Origin of the sequence: Streptomyces hyaluromycini (genome assembly GCF_002217755.1) — a bacterium.
GTDB lineage: Bacteria > Actinomycetota > Actinomycetes > Streptomycetales > Streptomycetaceae > Streptomyces > Streptomyces hyaluromycini.
The window spans coordinates 164,311-185,035 of the sequence record NZ_BCFL01000017.1; the positions used below are offsets into that span (position 1 = coordinate 164,311).

Sequence of the window (20,725 nt, forward strand, 5' to 3'; positions counted from 1 at the left end):
CTCGCTTGGAATTGACTTCAGTCCCTGTTCACGGCCCCGCTGTCACGCCCTTCATCCACCACCCCCTCGCAGCACCCCGCCCGCGAGTCCGATCACCACGGGGAGTACGCCCATCGCGATGAACGCGGGCAGAAAGCACAGCCCCACGGGCGCCGAGATCATGACGGCCGCCCGCCGCGCCCGCGCGGTCGCGCTTCTCGCCCACTCGGCGCGGGCGTCCGAGGCGAGCCGGGCGACGGGCGCGGCCGCCGGCAGCCCGGACTCGTCCGCACGCTCCAGCAGCCGGGCCAGGGCCGCGGCACCCGGCAGCCCGGCCAACCGCCGCCAGGCTGCCGCAGGTTCACCGCCCAGCCGCACCTCCGCGGCGCCCCGCGCCAGCCCTTCCCCGACAGGACCGCCGAGGGCCTCTCCCACGGCCTGGGCGGCGACCACCGGACCGGCCCCGGCGACGATGCAGGCCGCCAGGAGGTCGGCGGCGAGCGGGAGTTGGCGCGCGGCCTCGGCCGCCTCCGTCTCGGCCGCCCGGCCTTCGTCACCAGCCCTGCCCCGCCACCGCCACAGCCCCGCCGCGACACCCAGCCCCAGCAGCGCCCCGACGAGCCCGCCGACCAGCACCCAGCCGCCGCACACCACACCGACGACCGGCAGCCACCTGCGGACGGCACCGCTGACGTCGGATTGCCTCTCAGCCCGCTCCAGGCCGAGCAGTTCGGCCACCTTCCGCCGGGCCCAGCGCCTGCGCCTGGCGCGCTCCAGCCGCCATGCCGACCAGCCCAGGACCGCGAGTACCGCGACCACCACCCACAGCCTGTGGACGGCCTCCGCGTTCATGCCGCCTCAGCTCCCCGCACGATCCGGGCCGCCCACCACATCCCGGCGCCCTCGAACGCCGCGCCGACGACCAGGCAGCCCAGACCGGCCCCCGTGTGCAGCAGCACCCGCAACGGGTCGGCGCCCATGGCGGAACCGAGCAGGAGACCGAGGGCGGGCAGGGCGGCGAGCATCACCGCGGTGGCCCGGGCGCCCGACAACTGGGCACGCAGGTCGGCACGTTGGTCCCGCTCCGCGCGCAGGGCGGCGTCCAGGCGGTCGAGGCCGGCCGCAAGACCGGCGCCCTGGTCGACGGCCACCCGCCAGCAGGCCGCGAGCCCCAGCAGGCCGTCGGCGCCCGGCTGCCGCGCCGCCACCGCCAGCGCGCCCGGCACGTCCCCGCCGAAGCGTGCCGCCGCGACCACGGCCGGCTGGGCCTCGCCGAGGGCACCGGAGTCCCGCGCGGCCCGCAACAGGGCCTCGCCCGGCTGCCGTCCCGCGCGCACCTCGCCTGCGAGCGCCCCGCACAGCACGATCACCGCATCGGCGCGCGCCTGCCGGGTCCGCCGCGCCTGTCGGGCCAGCCGCACCCGGCGCAGCACCGGCACCCCGGCCGCGCCCGCGAGGACCGGCAGGACCGAGGCGGCAAGGAGCGCGAGCGCGACACCGGCGGCCAGGGCCCACCACTCACCCCGCCAACGGCCGCGCAGTCGCCGCAGTTCCCCGAGCGCCTGCTCCCAGGAGGGCGGCCCGGTGGCCACCACCCCACCGCCGGCGAGCAGCAGCCGCGTCCGCCGTACCTCACGCTGCCGCTCGGCCAGGAGCCAGGCCATGACCCCGCCGCACACCACGGCCGCACCGACCGTCATCTCACCCATCACACATGCCCCTTTCAACTCATAGATCACTGAAGTCACTTCAGACCGGAATCGGTCAGCCGCGTCCGGGAGCTCAGAGCTCACCCACGTCGCTCACATCACTCACATCACTCACATCACTCCGGACTCCCGAGCAGCCTCCGCAGCCGCTCCCACCCCGGCTCCCGCGCGAACGCCTCCGCCTCCCAGCGCAGTGCCGGCACCGTCCGCACCAGACCGGAGGGGTCCCGCTCCAGGACATGCACCTCGGCGATCCGACGCCGGCCCGCGTGGTCCCGTACGAGGTGCAGCACCACCGACAGTGCGGCCGCCAGCTGGCTGTGCAGAGCGGCCCGGTCGAGCCCGGCGGCCGTGCCGAGGGCTTCCAGGCGGGCCGGTACGTCCGCTGCCGCGTTGGCGTGCACGGTGCCGCAGCCGCCCTCGTGGCCGGTGTTGAGCGCGGCCAGCAGGTGGACCACCTCGGGCCCGCGGACCTCGCCGACGACAAGCCGGTCGGGCCGCATCCGCAGGGCCTGCCGGACCAGGTCCTCCAGGGTGACGAGGCCGGCCCCCTCCTGGTTGGCGGGTCTGGTCTCCAGCCGTACGACATGCGGGTGTTCGGGCCTGAGCTCCGCCGAGTCCTCGGCGAGCACGATCCGCTCCCCCGGTCCGACCAGGCCGAGCAGCGCGCTCAGCAGGGTCGTCTTGCCGGTACCGGTGCCGCCGCTGACCAAAAAAGAGAGCCGGGCGGCGATGAGCGCCCGCAGGATCCGGTCGCCGCCCGGGGGCACGGTCCCGGCCGCGACCAGTTCGTCGAGCGTGAACGCCCGGGGCCGGACCACCCGCAGGGAAAGGCAGGTGCAGCCAATGGCCACCGGGGGCAGGACGGCGTGCAGGCGGGTGCCGTCGGGCAGCCGGGCGTCCGCCCAGGGCCGCGCGTCGTCCAGGCGCCGGCCGGCCACCGCTGCCAGCCGCTGCGCGAGGCGTCGTACCGCCGCCGGGTCCGGGAAGGCGACACTGGTGAGTTCCAGGCCGCCGCCGCGGTCCACCCAGACCCGGTCCGGGGCGGTCACCAGGACGTCGGTGACCGTGGGGTCGGCCAGCAGCGGCTCCAGGGGGCCGCTGCCGACCAGTTCGGAGCGCAGTCGCTCGGCCGCGCCGAGGACTTCGGCGTCACCGAGGACCCGGCCCTGTGCGCGCAGCGCCTGTGCCACCCGCGCGGGTGTCGGTTCGGCGCCGCTCTCGGCGAGCCAGCGCCGTACCCCGTCGAGCAGGGCCGGGCCGTCCGCGCCCGCGGTGCCGGGCCTCATACGGCGCCCCCCGCCTCGACCAGCGTGCGTTCCCAGAAGCCCTTGCAGAAGCGGGCCAGCGGTCCGCGTGCGACGGACCCCGGCGGTTTCCGGCCCGGACGGGACAGACCGGGTTCGGCGGGTACTTCGCCGGCCAGCGGCAGGCCGAGCAGCCGGGCCACCTCGCGGTCGTCCAGTCCCGGCGCGTACGGCCCCCGTACCGCCACCCTGAGATCGCGTACGACCATGCCGACGGTGGCCGCGACCCGGCCGGCCGCCGCGATGGCGCGGAGTTCGGCGGGGACCACCAGGACGGCGAGATCGAGCTGGGTGAGGACCTCGGCGACCTCGTCGTCCAGGCGGCGCGGCAGGTCGACGACGACCGTGCCGCCACGCCGCCGGGCGGCCGCGAGCACCGCGCGGACGGCGGGCGGCGGGATCGCCACGCAGTCGCCGCGGTCCCAGCTGAGGATCCGCAGCGAGTGCAGTTCGGGCAGCGACTCCTCCAGGGCTCCGCTGCCCAGCCGGCCGCGCGAGGCGGCGAAGGCGGGCCAGCGCAGGCCCTCGGCCGTCTCGCCGCCGAGGAGTACGTCGATTCCGCCGCCCAGCGGATCCGCGTCCACAAGCAGGGTGCGCAGTCCCTCCCGCGCGGAGGTGACGGCGAGCGCGCAGGCCAGCGTGGAGGCGCCGGCCCCGCCCCGGCCGCCGATGACGCCGACGGTGAGGGCCGGGCGGCCCACGCCCTCGACGACGTCGGCGATCCGGTCCACGAGCCACTGCTCGCCGTCGGGCAGCATCAGGACGTGGTCCGCGCCGATCTCCACGGCCCGTTTCCATACGTCGGGGTCGTCCTGGTCGAGGCCGACCAACACCACCCCGCGCCGGCGTGCGGCGCCGCGCACCCGCCGCGCGGCGTCGTCGCCGACCAGGACGAGCGGGGCGGACTCCCAGCCGCCGCCGCGTTCCGGCGGGCGGTGGTGGACCTCCGGTTTGGCGCCGGCCGCCGCGCACAGGCGCAACAGGTCGTCGAGGAGTTCGGCGTCCTCGGTGACGATCATCGGGCGTCCGGGCCGTCCCGAGGCGGCGGACGGCGGGTCCTGGGTGACAGTTCCGGCCACGTGAGCTTCCCCCTTGGCTGCGTTCTCCCGCATGGCCCCTGCGGCCACGCGATTCCCAAACGTGCGGAGAACCGGCAAGCGGCCTCCATATGCACGGCCGACAGAAACCGGCCATTGGCGCCCGACAAACGGAACCGGCCATGAACTCGCCGCCGCCGGAGCGCGCTGGAATCACGGTGCAGCGAACCCGGAAATCGTGTGGATCTTGGTCCAAAACTGTGGACAACCCGATGGTTGTGAATATCGCTGTCACCCCTACCCGTGAGGCCCGTTCCGGGCCCTGCGCGGCTTCCACAGCGCAGCGCTGCGACTACCCAACGTGACGGATCATGGGCAAACGAAAAGGGCGGCCGAGGCCGCCCGATCAAGGCCTCACGGCCTGCGAGAGAGGGGAAAAACCCGTCCGGACATGCGACGACCCCCACCGGGGGGGAGAGTGGGGGTCGTCTCCACGGCCGACTCGGGGGGGGAGGAGCCGGACCGGGTTAGCACGGTCGCGAACGATCCGTGACTTCCATGGTGTACCCGAGAGCCCTCTCAGGCAAACCCACGCGCCCCACCTTACGCCGAATGGTGGGCGCCTATGCTCGGGGTCGTGGAAAACCACTCCTTGCCTCGCACAGCGGCCTTCTTTGACCTGGACAAGACGGTCATTGCGAAGTCGAGCACGCTCACCTTCAGCAAGTCGTTCTACCAAGGCGGTCTGATCAACCGCAGGGCGGCGCTGCGCAACGCGTACTCCCAGTTCGTGTTCCTGCTCGGCGGTATGGACCACGACCAGATGGAGCGCACGCGCGCGTACCTGTCCGGCCTCGTCCGTGGCTGGAATGTCCAGCAGGTCAGGGAGATCGTCGCCGAGACCCTGCACGACCTGATCGACCCGATCATCTACGACGAGGCCGCCTCCCTCATCGAGGAGCACCACCGGGCCGGCCGGGACGTCGTCATCGTCTCCACCTCGGGCGCCGAGGTGGTCGAGCCGATCGGCGAACTCCTCGGTGCGGACCGGGTGGTGGCCACCCGCATGGTCGTCGGCGACGACGGCTGCTACACCGGCGAGGTGGAGTACTACGCGTACGGCCCGACCAAGGCCGAGGCCGTCCGGGAGCTGGCCGCCTCCGAGGGGTACGACCTGGACCGCTGCTACGCCTACAGCGACTCGGCGACCGACGTGCCGATGCTCCAGGCCGTCGGGCATCCGCACGCCGTGAACCCGGACCGCGCACTGCGCCGCGAGGCACTCGCCCGCGGCTGGCCGATCCTGGACTTCCACCGGCCGGTACGGCTCAAGCAGCGGATCTCCACGCCCCCGCGCCCGGCCCTGGTCGCCGCGGCGGCCATAGGAGCCGCGGCCGCCACCGCGGGCCTGGTCTGGTACGCGAGCCGACGCCGGAGCACGCTCGCCTGAACCGGCGCCCCTTTAGTGCCTCTTTGAACCTAAAAGTAAAGAACTGTAGGCAGGGCTTCCGCTTGCTCCGGGCTTGCAGTACAAAGGGGTTAGCGGCCCGCGAGACCAAAGGACATCCGAGAGGATCACCTTTAAAACGCATTTGGCCCCACGGACCCAGCATGGACACTGGGCACCCACGCGACGTCGACCCGTCGATTACGGGCCAGCCGCACCAGGTGACGGGCAAAGTACCCGACCTGATGGGCGACATATCGAGGACGCTTGGTAACTCGGTGAGCATGCCAGCGGCGGTACGAGAACTCGTACCGCCGCAACCCTTTTCCGAAGCCCCGCGCGGCCTTCCGCCCGGGCCCTAGGCTGCCCCGCGCTGCAGCGCCTCGCACACCGCCGTCGACTCGCGCACCCCGAGTTCCACCGCACGCCCGCAGTGCGCGATCCAGGCCGCCACCCCTTCCGGAGTGCCGGAGACGTAGCCGTCCAGGGCCGCCAGATAGGAGGCGCGGCCCAGTTCGGCGTGGCCGACCTCGGCGGGACAGATCGCCTTGGGGTCCAGGCCGCTGCCGATCAGCACGATCCGCTCGGCCGCGCGCGCGACCAGTCCGTTGCACGAGGTGAAGGGCCGCAGCGCGAGCAGTTCGCCGTGGACCACGGCGGCCGTCACCAGTGCAGGCGCCTCGCTCCCCGCGACGATCAGCTCGGCGAGCCCCTCCAGGCGCCCCGACACCTCGTCGGCATCCGGCAGCGGCAGTTCCAGCAGCGGCTCGTCGACGCCCTCGCCGGCCCGGCGCGGCCGGCCGACCTCGTCGCCGGCCGTCGCGGCCGCCACCAGGTGCAGCCTGGCCAGCACCCGCAGCGGCGACTGCCGCCAGATGGACAGCAGTTGGCCCGCCTCCGCCGTCAGCCGCAGGGCCGCGCCCACCACGCGCGCGTCGTCGTCCACCCCGAAGTCGGAACGCCGCCGCACCTCCTCCAGCGCCCAGTCGGCACCGGACAGCGCGGCACTGCCACGAGCGGCGCGCAGCGCCGCCTCCGAGGTGACGGCATTGCTGCGGCGCCGCATGATCCGGTGCCCGTAGACCCGGTCCACGGCCTTGCGCACGGACTCCACGGACTCCGCCACCCCGGGCAGCGAGCCCAGGGCCGCGAGCGGGTCAGCGGTCGCACCTGTCGTACTCATGAGTACGACAGTACGCACCCCGCCCGGGGACTCCACGAAGGAGTGGTCTTCTTCACTTCACGTGACACGTACAGCTATCACTCGACTACCCTTCGTGAACATGAAAATTGCTTTCGTCGGAAAGGGCGGCAGCGGCAAGACCACGCTCTCCTCCCTGTTCATCCGCCATCTCGCAGCCGCCGGCGCGCCGGTCGTCGCCGTCGACGCCGACATCAACCAGCATCTGGGCCCCGCACTCGGTCTCGACGAGACGGAGGCGGAGGCGCTGCCCGCGATGGGCGAGCGGCTCTCCCTGATCAAGGACTACCTGCGCGGCAACAACCCGCGCATCGCCTCCGCCGCGACGATGATCAAGACCACCCCGCCCGGCGAGGGTTCGCGGCTGGTCCGGGTGCGGGAGCCCAACCCGGTGTACGACGCGTGTGCGCGGCCGGTGGAACTCGACGGTGGCGCCGTCCGTTTGATGGTCACCGGGCCCTTCACGGACGCCGATCTGGGGGTCTCCTGCTACCACTCCAAGACAGGAGCGGTGGAGCTGTTCCTGAACCACCTCGTCGACGGCCCCGACGAGTACGTCGTGGTCGACATGACGGCGGGTTCGGACTCCTTCGCCTCCGGCATGTTCACCCGCTTCGACATCACGTTCCTCGTCGCCGAGCCGACCCGGAAGGGGGTCTCCGTCTACCGCCAGTACAAGGAGTACGCCCGGGACTTCGGCGTCGTGCTGAAGGTCGTCGGCAACAAGGTGCAGGGGCAGGAGGACATCGACTTCCTGCGCTCGGAGGTCGGGGACGACCTGCTGGTCACGGTCGGGCACTCGGACTGGGTGCGCGCCATGGAGAAGGGCCGCCCGCCCCGGTTCGAGCTCCTGGAGAACCCCAACTCCCGCGCCCTGCACGCCCTCAAGGTGGCCACCGACGCGACGTACGAGCTGCGTGACTGGGAGCGCTACACCCGGCAGATGGCCCACTTCCACCTGAAGAACGCCCTGTCGTGGGGCAACGAGCGCACCGGGGCCGACCTGGCGGCGCAGATCGACCCCGGCTTCGTACTCGGCGAGGGAGTGGCCGCCCCCGTCTGACGGGCGGCCACCCCTGGTCCTGCGCCTACTGCCTGACCGCCGGCGCCCCGGGCACCCCCTTCGGTGCCGGGGCGGGACGTCCGGACAGGAAGGGCTCCCAGCCCTGCCGCGGGGCCTCGCCCACGTTCAGGGTGCGCAGCCTCGCCAGGACCTGCGGGTCCTGGGCGTCCAGCCAGTCGGCCAGCTGCCGGAAGGAGACACAGCGCACCTCGGGCTTGTTGCAGACGTTCTCGACGACCGCGTCGAGGGCGCGCATGTAGGTGCCGCCGTTCCAGGACTCGAAGTGGTTGCCGATGACGAGCGGTGCGCGGTTGCCGTTGTAGGCCCGGTTGAAGCCCTGGAGCAGCCCGTCGCGCATCTGGTCGCCCCAGTAGTCGTACTTGTCGGGGTCACCCTGCGTCGACGTGCCGGACTGGTTGACCATGAAGTTGTAGTCCATGGTCAACTGCTCGTAGGAGTGGCCGGGGAAGGGGACGAGCTGCATCGACAGGTCCCACAGCCCTTCCCTCTTCTTGGGCCAGACCTGGTCGTTGACGCCACTGGTGTCGTAGCGGAAGCCCAGTTCGCTCGCCGCCTTCACGAAGTTCTTCTGCCCCTCCAGGCAGGGGGTTCGGGCGCCGATGAGCTCCTTGTCGTAGTCGAAGGGCAGCGGTGCGGCGTCCTTCATGCCGGTGTTGGTCTTCCAGGTCTTCACGAACTGCTTGGCCTGGGTGATCTCGCTCTTCCACTCGGCCACCGACCACTCGCCGACCCCGCCGTCGGGGCCGCAGAAGTGCCCGTTGAAGTGGGTACCGATCTCGTTGCCCTCCAGCCAGGCCAGCCGTAGCTGCTCGGCGGTGTCGGCGATGCCCTGCGCGTCGTTGAAGCCGATCTCGGAGCTGCCGGGCGAGTGCTGCGGGGGCCGGTAGAGGTCACGCTTCTCCTCGGGCAGCATGTAGACGCCGCTGAGGAAGAACGTCATGTTCGCGTTGTTCTCCTTGGCGACCTTGCGGAAGTGCGAGAACAGCTTCTGGCTGTCCTCGCCCGCGCCGTCCCAGGAGAACACCACGAACTGCGGCGGCTTCTCACCGGCCTTGAGCCGCTCGGGCCGGGGCAGATGCGGCTGCGCCCCGGTGTACGCGGTGGACCCGTCGCCGATCAGACGGACCACGCTCTGGGGCGCCGGCGCTCCTTTCTGCGGCCCGGACGCCCCTTGTTCGGAGTTGGTACCGGTCGCGCAACCGGCGACCGACGCGGCACAGGCCGCGGCGGCCACGGCGCCGACCGCAATCCTCTGGGTGGCGGCCAATTCCGCTCACCTTCTTCCTTCTCTCGGCGAACGCCGGTGACGGCGTTTTATGGCGATGTGCCGGGTATCTGCCGACAGCGCGGCCAAGGTCGCATAGGACCGAGAGAGGGATTAATACGACAAGCCGATGAACTGCTCAGTTCACCCATGGGGGTGAACGGGTGCCCCATTTGCACAGAAAATCCATGCCTGACCTTTACTCTGCATTACGATTCATTTACTGAGTGTTGATTCATCCCGCCACTGCACGCCGTGACCCACGGCCGCGACCGAGCCCCCGCCTCCAGGTGAGGGGACCCCCAGATCCGCGACCGCGCTGCCCCGGAGGAGACGGGAAACATGTCATCAGCCTGCGTACCCACCCACCCCGAGAGCCTCGGCCTCGCCCGGGCCACAACTCCCCAGGCCGCCAACGGCGCTGACCAGCCGGGGCACCCGTCCATGCCCCCGCGCCGCCGCTTCCCCGTCGCGGGTGCCGACCTGTCGGCGTCCGTCGCGGTGTTCCTGATCGCGCTGCCGCTGTCCCTCGGCATCGCCCTCGCCACCGGCGCCCCGCTCCAGGCCGGCCTGGTCGCGGCGGCCGTCGGCGGACTGGTCGCCGGCCGGCTCGGCGGCTGCCCGCTCCAGGTCAGCGGCCCCGCCGCCGGACTCACCGTGGTCACCGCCGACCTGATCCACCGCTACGGCTGGCGGGCCACCTGCGGCATCACCGTCCTCGCCGGACTGGCCCAGCTGGGCCTGGGCTGCCTGCGCGTGGCCCGGACCGCGCTCGCCGTCAGCCCGGCCGTGGTGCACGGCATGCTCGCCGGCATCGGCATCACCATCGCCGTCGCCCAGCTGCACATCGTCCTCGGCGGCAACCCGCAGAGCTCGGTCCTCGCCAACGTCCGGGCGCTGCCCGCCCAGTTGGCCAACCTGCACCCGGCCGCCGTGACGATGAGCGCACTGGCCCTGGCCCTGCTGTTCGGCTGGCCCCGGATCCCGGGCAGAGCGGGCCGCCTGCTGCACACGGTCCCGGCCGCCCTGGTCGCCGTCGCCGGTGCCACCGCGACCGCCTCGCTCACCGGGCTCGCCCTGCCCCGGGTCGACCTGCCGTCCTGGAGCAGCCATGCCCTGGCGGGGCTGCCCGAGGGGCCGGTGCTCGGCATCGTCGCCGCCGTGCTCACCACCACGCTGGTGTGCAGCGTGCAGTCGCTGCTGGGCGCGGTCGCCGTGGACAAGCTGGTGGCCGGCCACACCGGGCCCCAGTCCCGCCTCGGCCGGGCCGACCTCGACCGGGAGCTGCTCGGACAGGGCACGGCCAACATCGTGTCGGGGGCGCTCGGCGGGCTGCCGGTCGCGGGGGTCGCGGTGCGCAGTTCGGCGAATGTGCAATCCGGTGCCGTGAGCCGGAACTCCACGATGCTGCACGGCGTTTTCGTAGTAGCCGCCGCGCTGCTGATGGTCCCGGTCCTGGATCTCATCCCGCTCGCCTCGCTCGCCGCCCTGGTGATGGCCGTCGGCATCCAGATGGTGTCCCTGCACCACATCCGCACCGTGACCCGCCACCGCGAAGTGCCAGTGTACGCCGTCACCACACTCGGGGTGGTTCTCCTCGGCGTCCTGGAGGGCGTGGTCCTCGGGGTCGCCGTGGCCGTCGCCGTCGCCCTGCGCCGCCTCGCCCGCACCCGCATCACCCACGAAGAGAAGGGAGGAGTCCATCACGTACACGTAAGAGGACAGCTGACGTTCCTCGCGGTGCCCCGGCTCAGCAGAGTCCTGCATCTCGTACCCCAGGGCGCGCAAGCCGTGGTGGAGTTGGACGGTTCGTTCATGGACCACGCGGCGTACGAGTCACTGCGGGACTGGCGCAGGGCCCACACCGCCCAGGGCGGCTCCGCCGAACTGACCGGCTGCCGCGCGGGCGTCCGCTCACCGGAGTACGGCCACACACCGGAACGCAGCCGCGGACCGGAACACGACCACCGGCCGAAGGACAGTCGCGGACCAGCACACGGCCAGGGACCGGGACACGCTCACGGACCGGAACACGACCACGGACAGGAGCACGCTCACGGACCAGCGCACGGCCACGGACCGGCGAACAGCCACCGTCCCGGGCCGCGCGGGAGTCACGGCCCCGGACGCCGGCTCGGGAGATCGGGCGGGGCGGGACATGAACTCGCCCGCGGGATCAGCGCGTTCCAGCGCGACACCGCGCCTCTGGTCCGGGACGAGCTGGCCCGGCTGGCGCGCGAGGGACAGCAGCCGTCGCAGCTCTTCCTCACCTGCGCCGACTCCCGGCTCGTCACCTCGATGATCACCTCCAGTGGCCCGGGTGACCTGTTCGTGGTCCGCAACGTCGGCAACCTGGTCCCCCTTCCGGGTGAGGAGAACGGGGACGACTCGGTGGCCGCCGCGATCGAGTACGCGGTGGACGTGCTGAAGGTGCGGTCCATCACGGTGTGCGGGCACTCCGGGTGCGGGGCGATGCAGGCGCTGCTCGGCTCCGGGACCGGGGGTGCGGCGACCCCGCTCGGGCGGTGGCTGCGGCACGGGCTGCCGAGCCTGGCCCGGCTGGCCGACGAGGGCCGTACGGGGGTCCGGCTGGCCGGGCGGGCACCGGCGGACACGGCAGAGCGGCTGTGCCTGACCAATGTGGTCCAGCAGTTGGAGCATCTGCGGGCGCACGACTCGGTGGCGCGGGCGCTGGCGGCGGGTGAGCTGGAGCTGCACGGGATGTACTTCCATGTGGGCGAGGCGCAGGCGTATCTGCTGAGCCGGCGCGGCGCGGACGGAGCGGGAGGGGTGTTCCAGGGGGTACCCGGAGCGGAGGAGCTGCCCAGCCCGGCGTGAGCGCAAGGGCGGCCGATGCCTGCCGGCGCCGCACCGGCCGGCATCGGCGGGCCCGGTGTGTCGCGGCACACCCGGCACTGGCAGGCTCGGCACGCCCGACGGCGGCAAGCCCGACGGTGACACGCCCGACGGCGGCACGCCCTGCCGCACCTGATAGGTCTAAACCAATTATTCGGCGGCCCTTGTCACCGGGGCCCCAGGTCTGATGAGCTGTGGCCTGGGACACAACGGACACCCTTCGAAAGGGAGATGTCGTGAGCAACGAAAGCCTGGCCAACCTCTTGAGGGAGGAGCGACGCTTCGCGCCGCCCGCTGACCTGGCCGAGAAAGCCAATGTCACGGCCGAGGCGTACGAGCAGGCCAAGGCTGACAGGCTCGGCTTCTGGGCCGAGCAGGCCCGCCGGCTGACCTGGGCCAAGGAGCCGACCGAGACACTGGACTGGTCGAACCCGCCGTTCGCCAAGTGGTTCAAGGACGGCGCGCTCAACGTCGCGTACAACTGCGTGGACCGGCATGTGGAGGCCGGGCACGGCGACCGGGTCGCCATCCACTTCGAGGGCGAGCCCGGCGACAGCCGTGCGATCACCTACGCCGAGCTGAAGGACGAGGTCTCCAAGGCGGCCAACGCGCTGCTGGAGCTCGGAGTTCAGAAGGGCGACCGGGTCGCGGTCTACATGCCGATGATCCCGGAGACGGCGGTCGCGATGCTCGCCTGCGCCCGGATCGGCGCCGCGCACTCCGTGGTCTTCGGCGGCTTCTCGGCGGACGCGCTCGCCACCCGTATCCAGGACGCGGACGCCAAGGTCGTCATCACCTCCGACGGCGGCTACCGGCGCGGCAAGCCGTCCGCGCTCAAGCCGGCCGTGGACGAGGCGATCGGCAAGGTGGACAACGTCGAGCACGTGCTGGTCGTGCGCCGCACCGGGCAGGAAGTGGCCTGGGACGACTCGCGGGACGTGTGGTGGCACGAGATCGTCGGGCGGCAGTCGGCCGAGCACACGCCGGAGGCCTTCGACGCCGAGCACCCGCTGTTCATCCTCTACACGTCCGGTACGACGGGGAAGCCGAAGGGCATCCTGCACACCTCGGGCGGCTACCTCACCCAGGCGTCGTACACGCACTGGGCGGTGTTCGACCTCAAGCCGGAGACGGACGTGTACTGGTGCACGGCCGACGTCGGCTGGGTGACCGGCCACTCGTACATCGTGTACGGGCCGCTGGCCAACGGCGCGACGCAGGTGATGTACGAGGGCACCCCGGACACCCCGCACCAGGGCCGGTTCTGGGAGATCGTGCAGAAGTACGGGGTGACGATCCTGTACACGGCGCCGACGGCGATCCGCACGTTCATGAAGTGGGGCGACGACATCCCCGCGAAGTTCGACCTGAGCAGCCTGCGGGTGCTGGGTTCGGTGGGCGAGCCCATCAACCCCGAGGCCTGGATCTGGTACCGCAAGCACATCGGTGCCGACCGGACGCCGATCGTGGACACCTGGTGGCAGACCGAGACCGGCGCGATGATGATCTCGCCGCTGCCGGGCGTCACCGCGACCAAGCCCGGTTCCGCGCAGACCCCGCTGCCCGGCATCTCGGCGACGGTCGTCGACGACGAGGCGCAGGAGGTGCCCAACGGCGGTGGCGGCTACCTGGTGCTGACCGAGCCGTGGCCGTCGATGCTGCGCACGATCTGGGGCGACGACCAGCGGTTCCTGGACACGTACTGGTCGCGGTTCGAGGGCAAGTACTTCGCCGGTGACGGCGCGAAGAAGGACGACGACGGCGACATCTGGCTGCTCGGCCGGGTGGACGACGTCATGCTCGTCTCCGGGCACAACATCTCGACCACCGAGGTGGAGTCGGCGCTGGTGTCCCACCCGTCGGTCGCCGAGGCGGCCGTGGTCGGCGCGGCGGACGAGACGACCGGACAGGCGATCGTCGCCTTCGTGATCCTGCGGGGTACGGCGAACGCCGAGGACGAGGGGCTGGTCAACGAGCTGCGCAACCACGTCGGCACCACGCTCGGCCCGATCGCCAAGCCGAAGCGGGTCCTGCCGGTGGCGGAGCTGCCGAAGACCCGCTCCGGCAAGATCATGCGCCGGCTGCTGCGCGATGTCGCCGAGAACCGGCAGCTCGGTGACGTGACGACGCTGACCGACTCGACGGTCATGGACCTCATCCAGGCGAAGCTCCCGGCGGCGCCCAGCGAGGACTGACCCCGACCGGCACAGCCACGAAGGGCCCGAAGGGCGTCCGGCGCGAAACGCGCCGGACGCCCTTTTTGCACCTACCGTGAAACTCACCTGGCAACTCCCGCCACACCTTAGGTAAACTAAGCAAAGTAGCGTGCTCGCAAGGTGTGCCGGGAAGTCTGGTCGGCAAGTAGCCCCGTCCTGCCCACCGACCGGAGGTCCCCGTGTCCGCGCCCCGCACCGCCCCCGTGAGGAAGGTCCTCGGCCGGCTCTCGCTGCCCGAGCGGACCATCGTGGCGGACGCGCTGCGGACCGAGACCGTCGGCGGTGTGCTGCTGCTCGTCGCAGCGATAGCCGCGCTGGTCTGGGCGAACATACCCGCGCTCCACCACAGCTACGAGAGCGTCGCCGACTTCCACTTCGGCCCCGGTGCCCTCGGCCTGGACCTCTCCGTCGCCCACTGGGCCGCCGACGGCCTGCTCGCGGTCTTCTTCTTCGTCGCCGGCATCGAGCTCAAGCGCGAGCTGGTCGCCGGCGACCTGCGGGACCCGAAGGCGGCCGTCCTCCCGGTGGTCGCCGCGCTGTGCGGGATGGCCGTACCGGCGCTCGTCTACACCCTGACCAACCTCACCGGCGGCGGCTCCACGCACGGCTGGGCGGTGCCCACGGCCACCGACATCGCCTTCGCGCTGGCCGTGCTCGCCGTGATCGGCACCTCGCTGCCGGGCGCCCTGCGCGCCTTCCTGCTCACCCTCGCGGTCGTCGACGACCTGTTCGCCATCCTGATCATCGCGGTCTTCTTCACGGAGCGGATCGACTTCGCCGCGCTGAGCGGGGCGGTCCTCGGCCTCGCCGTCTTCTGGCTGCTGCTGCGCAGGGGCGTGCGCGGCTGGTACGTGTACGTACCGCTCGCGGTCGTGATCTGGGCGCTGATGTACAACAGCGGCGTGCACGCGACCATCGCCGGTGTCGCCATGGGCCTGATGCTGCGCTGCACCACTCGTGAGGGTGAGGAGCACTCCCCGGGCGAGCACGTCGAGCATCTGGTGCGGCCGCTGTCGGCAGGGCTGGCCGTGCCCCTGTTCGCGCTCTTCAGCGCCGGCGTGACGGTGTCCGGCGGGGCGCTCGGCGACGTCTTCACCAGGCCGGAGACGCTCGGAGTCGTCCTCGGGCTGGTCGTCGGCAAGGCGGCCGGGATATTCGGCGGGACCTGGCTGACCGCCCGCTTCACCCGGGCCTCGCTCAGCGAGGACCTCGAATGGGCCGACGTCTTCGCGGTGGCCGCGCTCGCCGGCATCGGCTTCACCGTGTCGCTGCTCATCGGCGAACTCGCCTTCGCCGGCGACGCCGTGCTGACGGACGAGGTCAAGGCCGCGGTACTCACCGGCTCGCTCATCGCGGCCCTGTGCGCCACGGTGCTGCTGAAGATACGCAACACCCGCTACCGCAGGCTGGTCGAGGCCGAGGAGCGGGACGACGACCTCGACGGCATCCCGGACGTCTACGAGGAGGACAACCCGGCGTACCACCTGCGGATGGCGGAGATCTACGAGCGGAAGGCCGCCGAACACCGCAGGATCGCCGCGGAGAAGGCCGCCCCCTAGGAGACCGGCAGGCGGGACGCGCCCGCCGAAGTACCGGGCGGGGCAGGCGAGCAGGGCGACCGTCCGGCATGATCTGACGAGACGGTACAAAAAAGACCGGTACAACAGACCGGCGCGAAAAGACGATGACGAAGACGCAGAGGGAGACCGCGATGAGCGCACCCGACGGCAGCCCGGTCGGTGCCGAACGCAGCATCGGCCAGCTGTTCGCCTCGGCCACGGCCGAGATGTCGGCGCTGGTGCACGACGAGATCGCGCTGGCCAAGGCCCAGCTGAAGCAGGACGTCAAGCGGGGCGCGACGAGCGGCGGCGCGTTCTCGGCTGCCGGAGTGCTGCTGCTGTTCTCCCTGCCGATGCTCAACTTCGCGCTGGCGTACGGCATTCGGACCTGGAGCCACTGGAATCTCGCGATCTGCTTCCTGCTCTCCTTCGCGGCGAACGTCCTGGTGGCCGCCGTCCTCGCGCTGATCGGCGTGGTGTTCGCGAAGAAGGCCAGCAAGGGCAAGGGCCCGCAGAAGGTGGCCGCGTCGATGAAGGAGACGGCGGGCGTCCTCCAGAACGCCAAGCCGCATCCGCGCCCGGAACTCCCCCGGGACGAGGTGCCGGCCATCGAGGCTGTGGCACGCTCGACGTCATGACGGATCCCGCTCCCTCGGCCGTACGGCCGGAGGGCCCCTGGACGCACCGGGACGTCGCCGCGAACGGCGCCCGCTTCCACATCGCCGAGCTCGGCGACGGACCGCTGGTCATGCTGGTGCACGGCTTCCCGCAGTTCTGGTGGACCTGGCGGCACCAGCTGGTCGCGCTCGCCGACGCGGGCTTCCGGGCCGTCGCCATGGACCTGCGCGGCGTCGGCGGCAGCGACCGCACCCCGCGGGGCTACGACCCGGCGAACCTCGCGCTCGACATCACCGGCGTGATCCGTTCGCTCGGCGAGCCGGACGCCGCGCTGGTCGGCCACGACCTGGGCGGCTACCTGGCGTGGACGGCGGCCGCGATGCGCCCCAAGCTGGTACGACGCCTCGCGGTGGTGTCCATGCCGCACCCGCGGCGCTGGCGCTCGGCGATGCTCCGGGACCGCAGGCAGACCGCCGCCGCCTCCTACATCTGGGGCTTCCAGCGGCCCTGGATCCCGGAGCGGCAGCTCACCGCCGACGACGGCGCGCTGGTCGGCCGGCTGATCCGGGACTGGTCCGGGCCGCGGCTGCCGGACGACGAGGCGGTGGAGACGTACCAGCAGGCCATGTGCATCCCGTCCACCGCGCACTGCTCGATCGAGCCGTACCGCTGGCTGGTGCGCTCGCTGGCGCGCCCGGACGGCATCCAGTTCAACCGCAGGATGAAACGCCCGGTGCGCGTCCCGACGCTCCATCTGCACGGCTCCCTGGACCCGGTGACCCGCACCCGCAGCGCGGCCGGCTCCGGCGAGTACGTCGAAGCGCCGTACCGCTGGCGGCTGTTCGACGGGCTCGGGCACTTCCCGCACGAGGAGGACCCGGTCGCGTTCTCCGCCGAACTCGTCAACTGGCTGAAAGACCCCGAACCCGATCGGTGACCGCGCCGATGCGCCCGGTATCCGGACCTGCACACCTGTTCTACGAACGGCCACATGCCCGGCGCATAGGCCGATTCGGGGGCGCGCGGGAGGTTATCGACCTTGGGGCAGGGGCAGACGTCGGGGTATGGGCTGGACGCACGACTACAGTGACGCACCCCGCAACCGCCGTACGACAGGCGGCCTGAACTCCCACCGAGGGGGTGCTCCGCAGCCGCCGGGCACGGACCTCAGGGTGGGGATTCCGCGCATCCTGCGCCGCCGGGCCCGCTGGGTCTCGGTACGCCTGCGCCACACCCGCGGCTGACGGCTCACACGGCCCCGCAGGGCCCCCGAAGATCTCTGAGAAGACCTCTGAAGGGGCTCTAGAGGGCGCAGCTGTCGGTGCCCACCTGCTGGCTCGCGGTACGGCCCCGGGCGATGTCCGGCTGGATCTCGTCGGCCGTGAGGGCGTACCCGGTGTCGGCGTCGTCCAATGACTTCGCGAAGACGACTCCGTACACCCTGCCCTTGGGCGTGAGCAGCGGGCCGCCGGAGTTGCCCTGGCGGACGGTCGCGTACAGCGAGTAGACGTCACGGCGGACGGTGCCGCGGTGGTAGATGTCCGGGCCGTTCGCCGTGATCCGGCCGCGCACCCGGGCGGGCCGGACGTCGTACGACCCGTTCTCCGGGAACCCGGCGACGATCGCGCTGTCGGTCGTCTCGGCGTCCGCGGCGGAGAACTTCAGCGCCTTGGCCCGCAGGTCCGGCACGTCCAGTACGGCGATGTCGCGCTGCCAGTCGTAGAGGACGACCTTGGCGTCGTACTTGCGGCCCTCGCCGCCGATCTGGACGGTGGGCTCGTCGACGCCGCCGACCACGTGGGCGTTGGTCATCACGCGGCGGTCGGCGAAGACGAAGCCGGTGCCCTCCAGGATCTTCCCGCAGCTCTGCGCGGTGCCCGTCACCTTGACGATGGACTGCTTGGCGGTGGTCGCCACCACGCTGTTCGCCAGGGCCGGGTCGGGCGGCGAGACGTCGGTGATCGGCTCGTTGGCGAACGGGCTGAAGACCTGCGGGAAGCCGTTCTGCGCGAGGACCTTGGAGAAGTCCGCGAACCAGGTGTCGGCCTGGTTGGGCAGCGCTCTGGACACCCCGAGCAGCACCTTGGAGTTGCGCACCTCCTTGCCGAGCGTCGGCAGGGTGGTGCCCGCGAGGGCGGAGCCGATCAGCCAGGCGACCAGCAGCATCGCCAGCACGTTCACGAGCGCGCCGCCGGTGGCGTCCAGGGCGCGGGCCGGGGACCAGGTGATGTACCGGCGCAGCTTGTTGCCCAGATGGGTGGTCAGGGCCTGGCCGACGGAGGCGCAGACGATGACGACGACCACCGCGACGACCGCGGCGGTGGTGCCCACTTCGGCGTTGTCGGTCACCGCGTCCCAGATCACCGGCAGGACGTAGACGGCGACGAGTCCGCCGCCCAGGAAGCCGATCACCGACAGGATGCCGACGACGAACCCCTGGCGGTAGCCGACGATCGCGAACCACACGGCGGCGACCAGCAACAGGATGTCCAGCACATTCACGAACGACACCCTGTCATGACCGCCAGTCGAGCGGGACCAGCTTCTCGCGGTCCCAGGAGCGCTCCCATCCCGCGTAGTGCAGCAGACGGTCGATCACCCCGGCCGTGAACCCCCACACCAGGGTCGATTCGACCAGGAATGCCGGACCTCGGTGGCCGCTGGGGTGCACGGTGGTGGCCCGGTTGGCCGGATTCGTGAGATCCGCCACGGGAACGGTGAAGACCCGCGCCGTCTCGTTCGGATCCACCACCCCCACCGGACTCGGCTCGCGCCACCAGCCCAGCACCGGGGTGACCACGAACTTGCTCACCGGGATGTACAGCCTGGGCAGCACCCCGAACAGCTGGACGCCGGCCGGGTCCAGCCCGGTCTCCTCCTCGGCCTCGCGGAGAGCGGCCCGCAGCGGCCCGTCGGCCTTCGGGTCGCCGTCCTCGGGGTCGAGGGCGCCGCCGGGGAAGGAGGGCTGCCCGGCGTGCGAGCGCAGCGAGCCGGCCCGCTCCATCAGCAGCAGCTCGGGCCCCTGCTCGCCCTCGCCGAACAGGATCAGCACGGCCGACTGCCGTCCCGCGCCGTTCTCCGGCGGCAGGAAGCGGCTCAGCTGGAGCGGCTGGATCGTCTCGGCGGCCCGCACCACCGGGTCGAGCCACTCCGGCAGGCCCTCCTTGCCGAGTGCCACGCCCGCGCGTGCCTCACCGGTCTGCTCCTTGCTGCTGTGTGTCACGGCATCCCCCGTCCTGCCCTGCTCCCCCGTCCTGCCCGTTCCAACGCCCGAAGTCTCCTTGATCGTTCCGTTCCCCGTCCCTGAGAAGACCCCTGGGTCATGTTCCTGATACGCCGCCCAGCGGCGGCGCCGGGCGGCCGCCCGCGTCCAGATACGCCTGCGGCGGATTGAGCCGCTGGCCGGGGAAGCCGCCCTTCTCGTACTTGAGCAGCTTCTTCGCCTTCTCCGGGTCGGTCTCGCCCTCGCCGTAGGCGGGGCAGAGCGGGGCGATGGGACAGACCCCGCAGGCCGGCTTGCGAGCGTGGCACATCCGGCGGCCGTGCCAGATCACGTGGTGCGAGAGGTCGGTCCAGTCGCTCCTGGGGAACAGCGCGCCGACGGCCGCCTCGATCTTGTCGGGTTCGGTCTCCGCGGTCCACCGCCAGCGGCGGACCAGGCGCTGGAAGTGCGTGTCCACGGTGATGCCGGGGCGCCCGAAGGCGTTGCCGAGGACGACGAACGCGGTCTTGCGGCCGACGCCGGGCAGCTTGACGAGGTCTTCGAGCCGGCCGGGGACCTCGCCGCCGAACTCCTCCACCAGCCCCTTGGAGAGCCCTATCACCGACTTGGTCTTGGCCCGGAAGAACCCGCACGGCCGCAGGATCTCCTCGACCTCCTCCGGGTTGGCCACGGCCAGGTCCTCGGGGGTCGGGTACTTCGCGAACAGCGTCGGGGTGGTCTGGTTGACGCGCAGGTCGGTGGTCTGTGCGGACAGCACCGTGGCGACCAGGAGCTGGAAGGGGTTCTCGAAGTCCAGCTCGGGGTGGGCGTACGGGTACACCTCGGCGAGCTCGCGGTCGATCCGGCGGGCCCGGCGGACGAGCGAGGTCTGCGACTCGGGCTTCCCGGCCGGCTGCGGCTTCGCGGCGGCGGCCTTCCCGACCGCGGCCTTCTTCGACGCGGCCTTCTTGGACGCGACGCGCTTGGCCGCGGTCTCCGCCGGCGCCGCCTTCGCTGCCGGTGCCGTCTTCGTCGCCTTCGCCGCCTGCTTCGTCGCCGTCGCCTTCTTCGTCGCCGTCTTCTTCACCGCCGCCTTCTTCACTGCTTTCACGGCTTTTGCCGCCTTTTTCGGCCCACCGGAGGCGGCATCGGACCCTTGTTCGCCCACGGCGGAATCACCTCGTACAACCACCCGCCCAGCCCCCTTGGCCTGTGCTCTCACCGGCGATTTGGACACCCGGCCAGC

The 20,725-nt window shown here is 71.7% G+C and carries 16 protein-coding genes and 1 pseudogene; 8 read left to right on the forward strand and 9 right to left on the reverse strand.

From position 1 onward, the window contains the following. Positions 1–51 precede the first annotated feature (51 nt). The 4 genes from SSP29_RS08710 to ssd all read right to left on the reverse strand — a co-directional run bounded on the left by SSP29_RS08710 (position 52) and on the right by ssd (position 4,074). Positions 52–831 carry a type II secretion system F family protein gene (locus SSP29_RS08710; RefSeq protein WP_089099974.1) on the reverse strand — a complete coding sequence of 260 codons (780 nt, stop codon included), beginning with the start codon at positions 829–831 and terminating at the stop codon, positions 52–54. Beyond that, positions 828–1,688, reverse strand: coding sequence for a type II secretion system F family protein (locus SSP29_RS08715; protein ID WP_150133797.1), 861 nt, complete (start codon positions 1,686–1,688; stop codon positions 828–830). Before SSP29_RS08715 ends, SSP29_RS08710 begins: the two co-directional genes overlap by 4 nt. A gap of 116 nt (positions 1,689–1,804) precedes the next feature. Then, a complete protein-coding gene (locus SSP29_RS08720; protein ID WP_089099976.1) occupies positions 1,805–2,977 on the reverse strand; it encodes a TadA family conjugal transfer-associated ATPase in 1,173 nt (390 codons plus the stop codon). Next, positions 2,974–4,074, reverse strand: coding sequence for a septum site-determining protein Ssd (gene ssd / locus SSP29_RS08725; RefSeq protein ID WP_089099977.1), 1,101 nt, complete (start codon positions 4,072–4,074; stop codon positions 2,974–2,976). Before ssd ends, SSP29_RS08720 begins: the two co-directional genes overlap by 4 nt. Before the next feature lie 583 nt (positions 4,075–4,657). Here ssd and SSP29_RS08730 point away from each other — a divergent pair. Next, complete coding sequence (locus tag SSP29_RS08730) at positions 4,658–5,482, forward strand: HAD family hydrolase (RefSeq protein ID WP_089099978.1); 825 nt, start codon at positions 4,658–4,660, stop codon at positions 5,480–5,482. Between the two features lie 355 nt (positions 5,483–5,837). On the opposite strand, the gene SSP29_RS08735 is transcribed toward SSP29_RS08730, so the two are convergent. Further along, positions 5,838–6,662, reverse strand: coding sequence for a Fic family protein (locus SSP29_RS08735; protein WP_089099979.1), 825 nt, complete (start codon positions 6,660–6,662; stop codon positions 5,838–5,840). 100 nt (positions 6,663–6,762) lie between these two features. On the opposite strand from SSP29_RS08735, the gene SSP29_RS08740 reads away from it, so the two are divergent. After that, positions 6,763–7,743 (forward strand): ATP-binding protein, encoded by a 981-nt coding sequence (locus tag SSP29_RS08740; RefSeq protein WP_174855938.1) that lies wholly within the window; start codon positions 6,763–6,765, stop codon positions 7,741–7,743. A 25-nt stretch (positions 7,744–7,768) separates the two neighbouring features. Here the strand turns inward: SSP29_RS08740 and SSP29_RS08745 are convergent, their stop codons facing one another. After that, positions 7,769–9,031, reverse strand: a complete 1,263-nt coding sequence (locus SSP29_RS08745) for a polysaccharide deacetylase family protein (RefSeq protein WP_089099981.1) — start codon at positions 9,029–9,031, stop codon at positions 7,769–7,771. Between the two features lie 339 nt (positions 9,032–9,370). Between SSP29_RS08745 and SSP29_RS08750 the strand changes: the two genes are divergently transcribed. The 6 genes and pseudogenes from SSP29_RS08750 to SSP29_RS59590 all read left to right on the forward strand — a co-directional run bounded on the left by SSP29_RS08750 (position 9,371) and on the right by SSP29_RS59590 (position 17,521). Beyond that, a complete protein-coding gene (locus SSP29_RS08750) occupies positions 9,371–11,866 on the forward strand; it encodes a SulP family inorganic anion transporter (RefSeq protein WP_150133800.1) in 2,496 nt (831 codons plus the stop codon). A 254-nt stretch (positions 11,867–12,120) separates the two neighbouring features. Continuing rightward, entirely contained in the window at positions 12,121–14,079 is a 1,959-nt protein-coding gene (gene acs, locus SSP29_RS08755) for an acetate--CoA ligase (protein ID WP_089099983.1), read from the forward strand. 200 nt (positions 14,080–14,279) lie between these two features. After that, positions 14,280–15,731: pseudogene (nhaA, locus tag SSP29_RS08760) on the forward strand (Na+/H+ antiporter NhaA). A gap of 80 nt (positions 15,732–15,811) precedes the next feature. Then, positions 15,812–16,297, forward strand: a complete 486-nt coding sequence (locus SSP29_RS08765; RefSeq protein WP_089099985.1) for a phage holin family protein — start codon at positions 15,812–15,814, stop codon at positions 16,295–16,297. Beyond that, positions 16,294–17,214, forward strand: a complete 921-nt coding sequence (locus tag SSP29_RS08770; protein WP_089099986.1) for an alpha/beta fold hydrolase — start codon at positions 16,294–16,296, stop codon at positions 17,212–17,214. The genes SSP29_RS08765 and SSP29_RS08770 overlap by 4 nt, the downstream gene beginning before the upstream one ends. Before the next feature lie 127 nt (positions 17,215–17,341). Then, complete coding sequence (locus SSP29_RS59590) at positions 17,342–17,521, forward strand: hypothetical protein (protein WP_089099987.1); 180 nt, start codon at positions 17,342–17,344, stop codon at positions 17,519–17,521. 58 nt (positions 17,522–17,579) lie between these two features. On the opposite strand, the gene SSP29_RS08780 is transcribed toward SSP29_RS59590, so the two are convergent. The 3 genes from SSP29_RS08780 to nth all read right to left on the reverse strand — a co-directional run bounded on the left by SSP29_RS08780 (position 17,580) and on the right by nth (position 20,671). Further along, entirely contained in the window at positions 17,580–18,779 is a 1,200-nt protein-coding gene (locus SSP29_RS08780) for a MarP family serine protease (protein ID WP_089100712.1), read from the reverse strand. A gap of 13 nt (positions 18,780–18,792) precedes the next feature. Further along, the gene (locus SSP29_RS08785) at positions 18,793–19,500 is read right to left on the reverse strand and encodes an NUDIX hydrolase (protein ID WP_438363782.1); all 708 of its coding nucleotides are present in this window, start codon (positions 19,498–19,500) and stop codon (positions 18,793–18,795) included. A 97-nt stretch (positions 19,501–19,597) separates the two neighbouring features. Further along, entirely contained in the window at positions 19,598–20,671 is a 1,074-nt protein-coding gene (gene nth / locus SSP29_RS08790) for an endonuclease III (protein ID WP_438363783.1), read from the reverse strand. Between the last annotated feature and the right edge of the window lie 54 nt (positions 20,672–20,725).

Excerpts from the sequence above, each read along its gene's own strand:
- SSP29_RS08710 (WP_089099974.1), bottom strand. The coding sequence starts at position 831 with ATGAACGCGGAGGCCGTCCACAGGCTGTGGGTGGTGGTCGCGGTACTC.
- SSP29_RS08715 (WP_150133797.1), bottom strand. The coding sequence starts at position 1,688 with ATGGGTGAGATGACGGTCGGTGCGGCCGTGGTGTGCGGCGGGGTCATG.
- SSP29_RS08720 (WP_089099976.1), bottom strand. The coding sequence starts at position 2,977 with ATGAGGCCCGGCACCGCGGGCGCGGACGGCCCGGCCCTGCTCGACGGG.
- SSP29_RS08730 (WP_089099978.1), top strand. The coding sequence starts at position 4,658 with ATGCTCGGGGTCGTGGAAAACCACTCCTTGCCTCGCACAGCGGCCTTC.
- SSP29_RS08735 (WP_089099979.1), bottom strand. The coding sequence starts at position 6,662 with ATGAGTACGACAGGTGCGACCGCTGACCCGCTCGCGGCCCTGGGCTCG.
- SSP29_RS08740 (WP_174855938.1), top strand. The coding sequence starts at position 6,763 with ATGAAAATTGCTTTCGTCGGAAAGGGCGGCAGCGGCAAGACCACGCTC.
- SSP29_RS08750 (WP_150133800.1), top strand. The coding sequence starts at position 9,371 with ATGTCATCAGCCTGCGTACCCACCCACCCCGAGAGCCTCGGCCTCGCC.
- SSP29_RS08765 (WP_089099985.1), top strand. The coding sequence starts at position 15,812 with ATGAGCGCACCCGACGGCAGCCCGGTCGGTGCCGAACGCAGCATCGGC.
- SSP29_RS08770 (WP_089099986.1), top strand. The coding sequence starts at position 16,294 with ATGACGGATCCCGCTCCCTCGGCCGTACGGCCGGAGGGCCCCTGGACG.
- SSP29_RS59590 (WP_089099987.1), top strand. The coding sequence starts at position 17,342 with ATGGGCTGGACGCACGACTACAGTGACGCACCCCGCAACCGCCGTACG.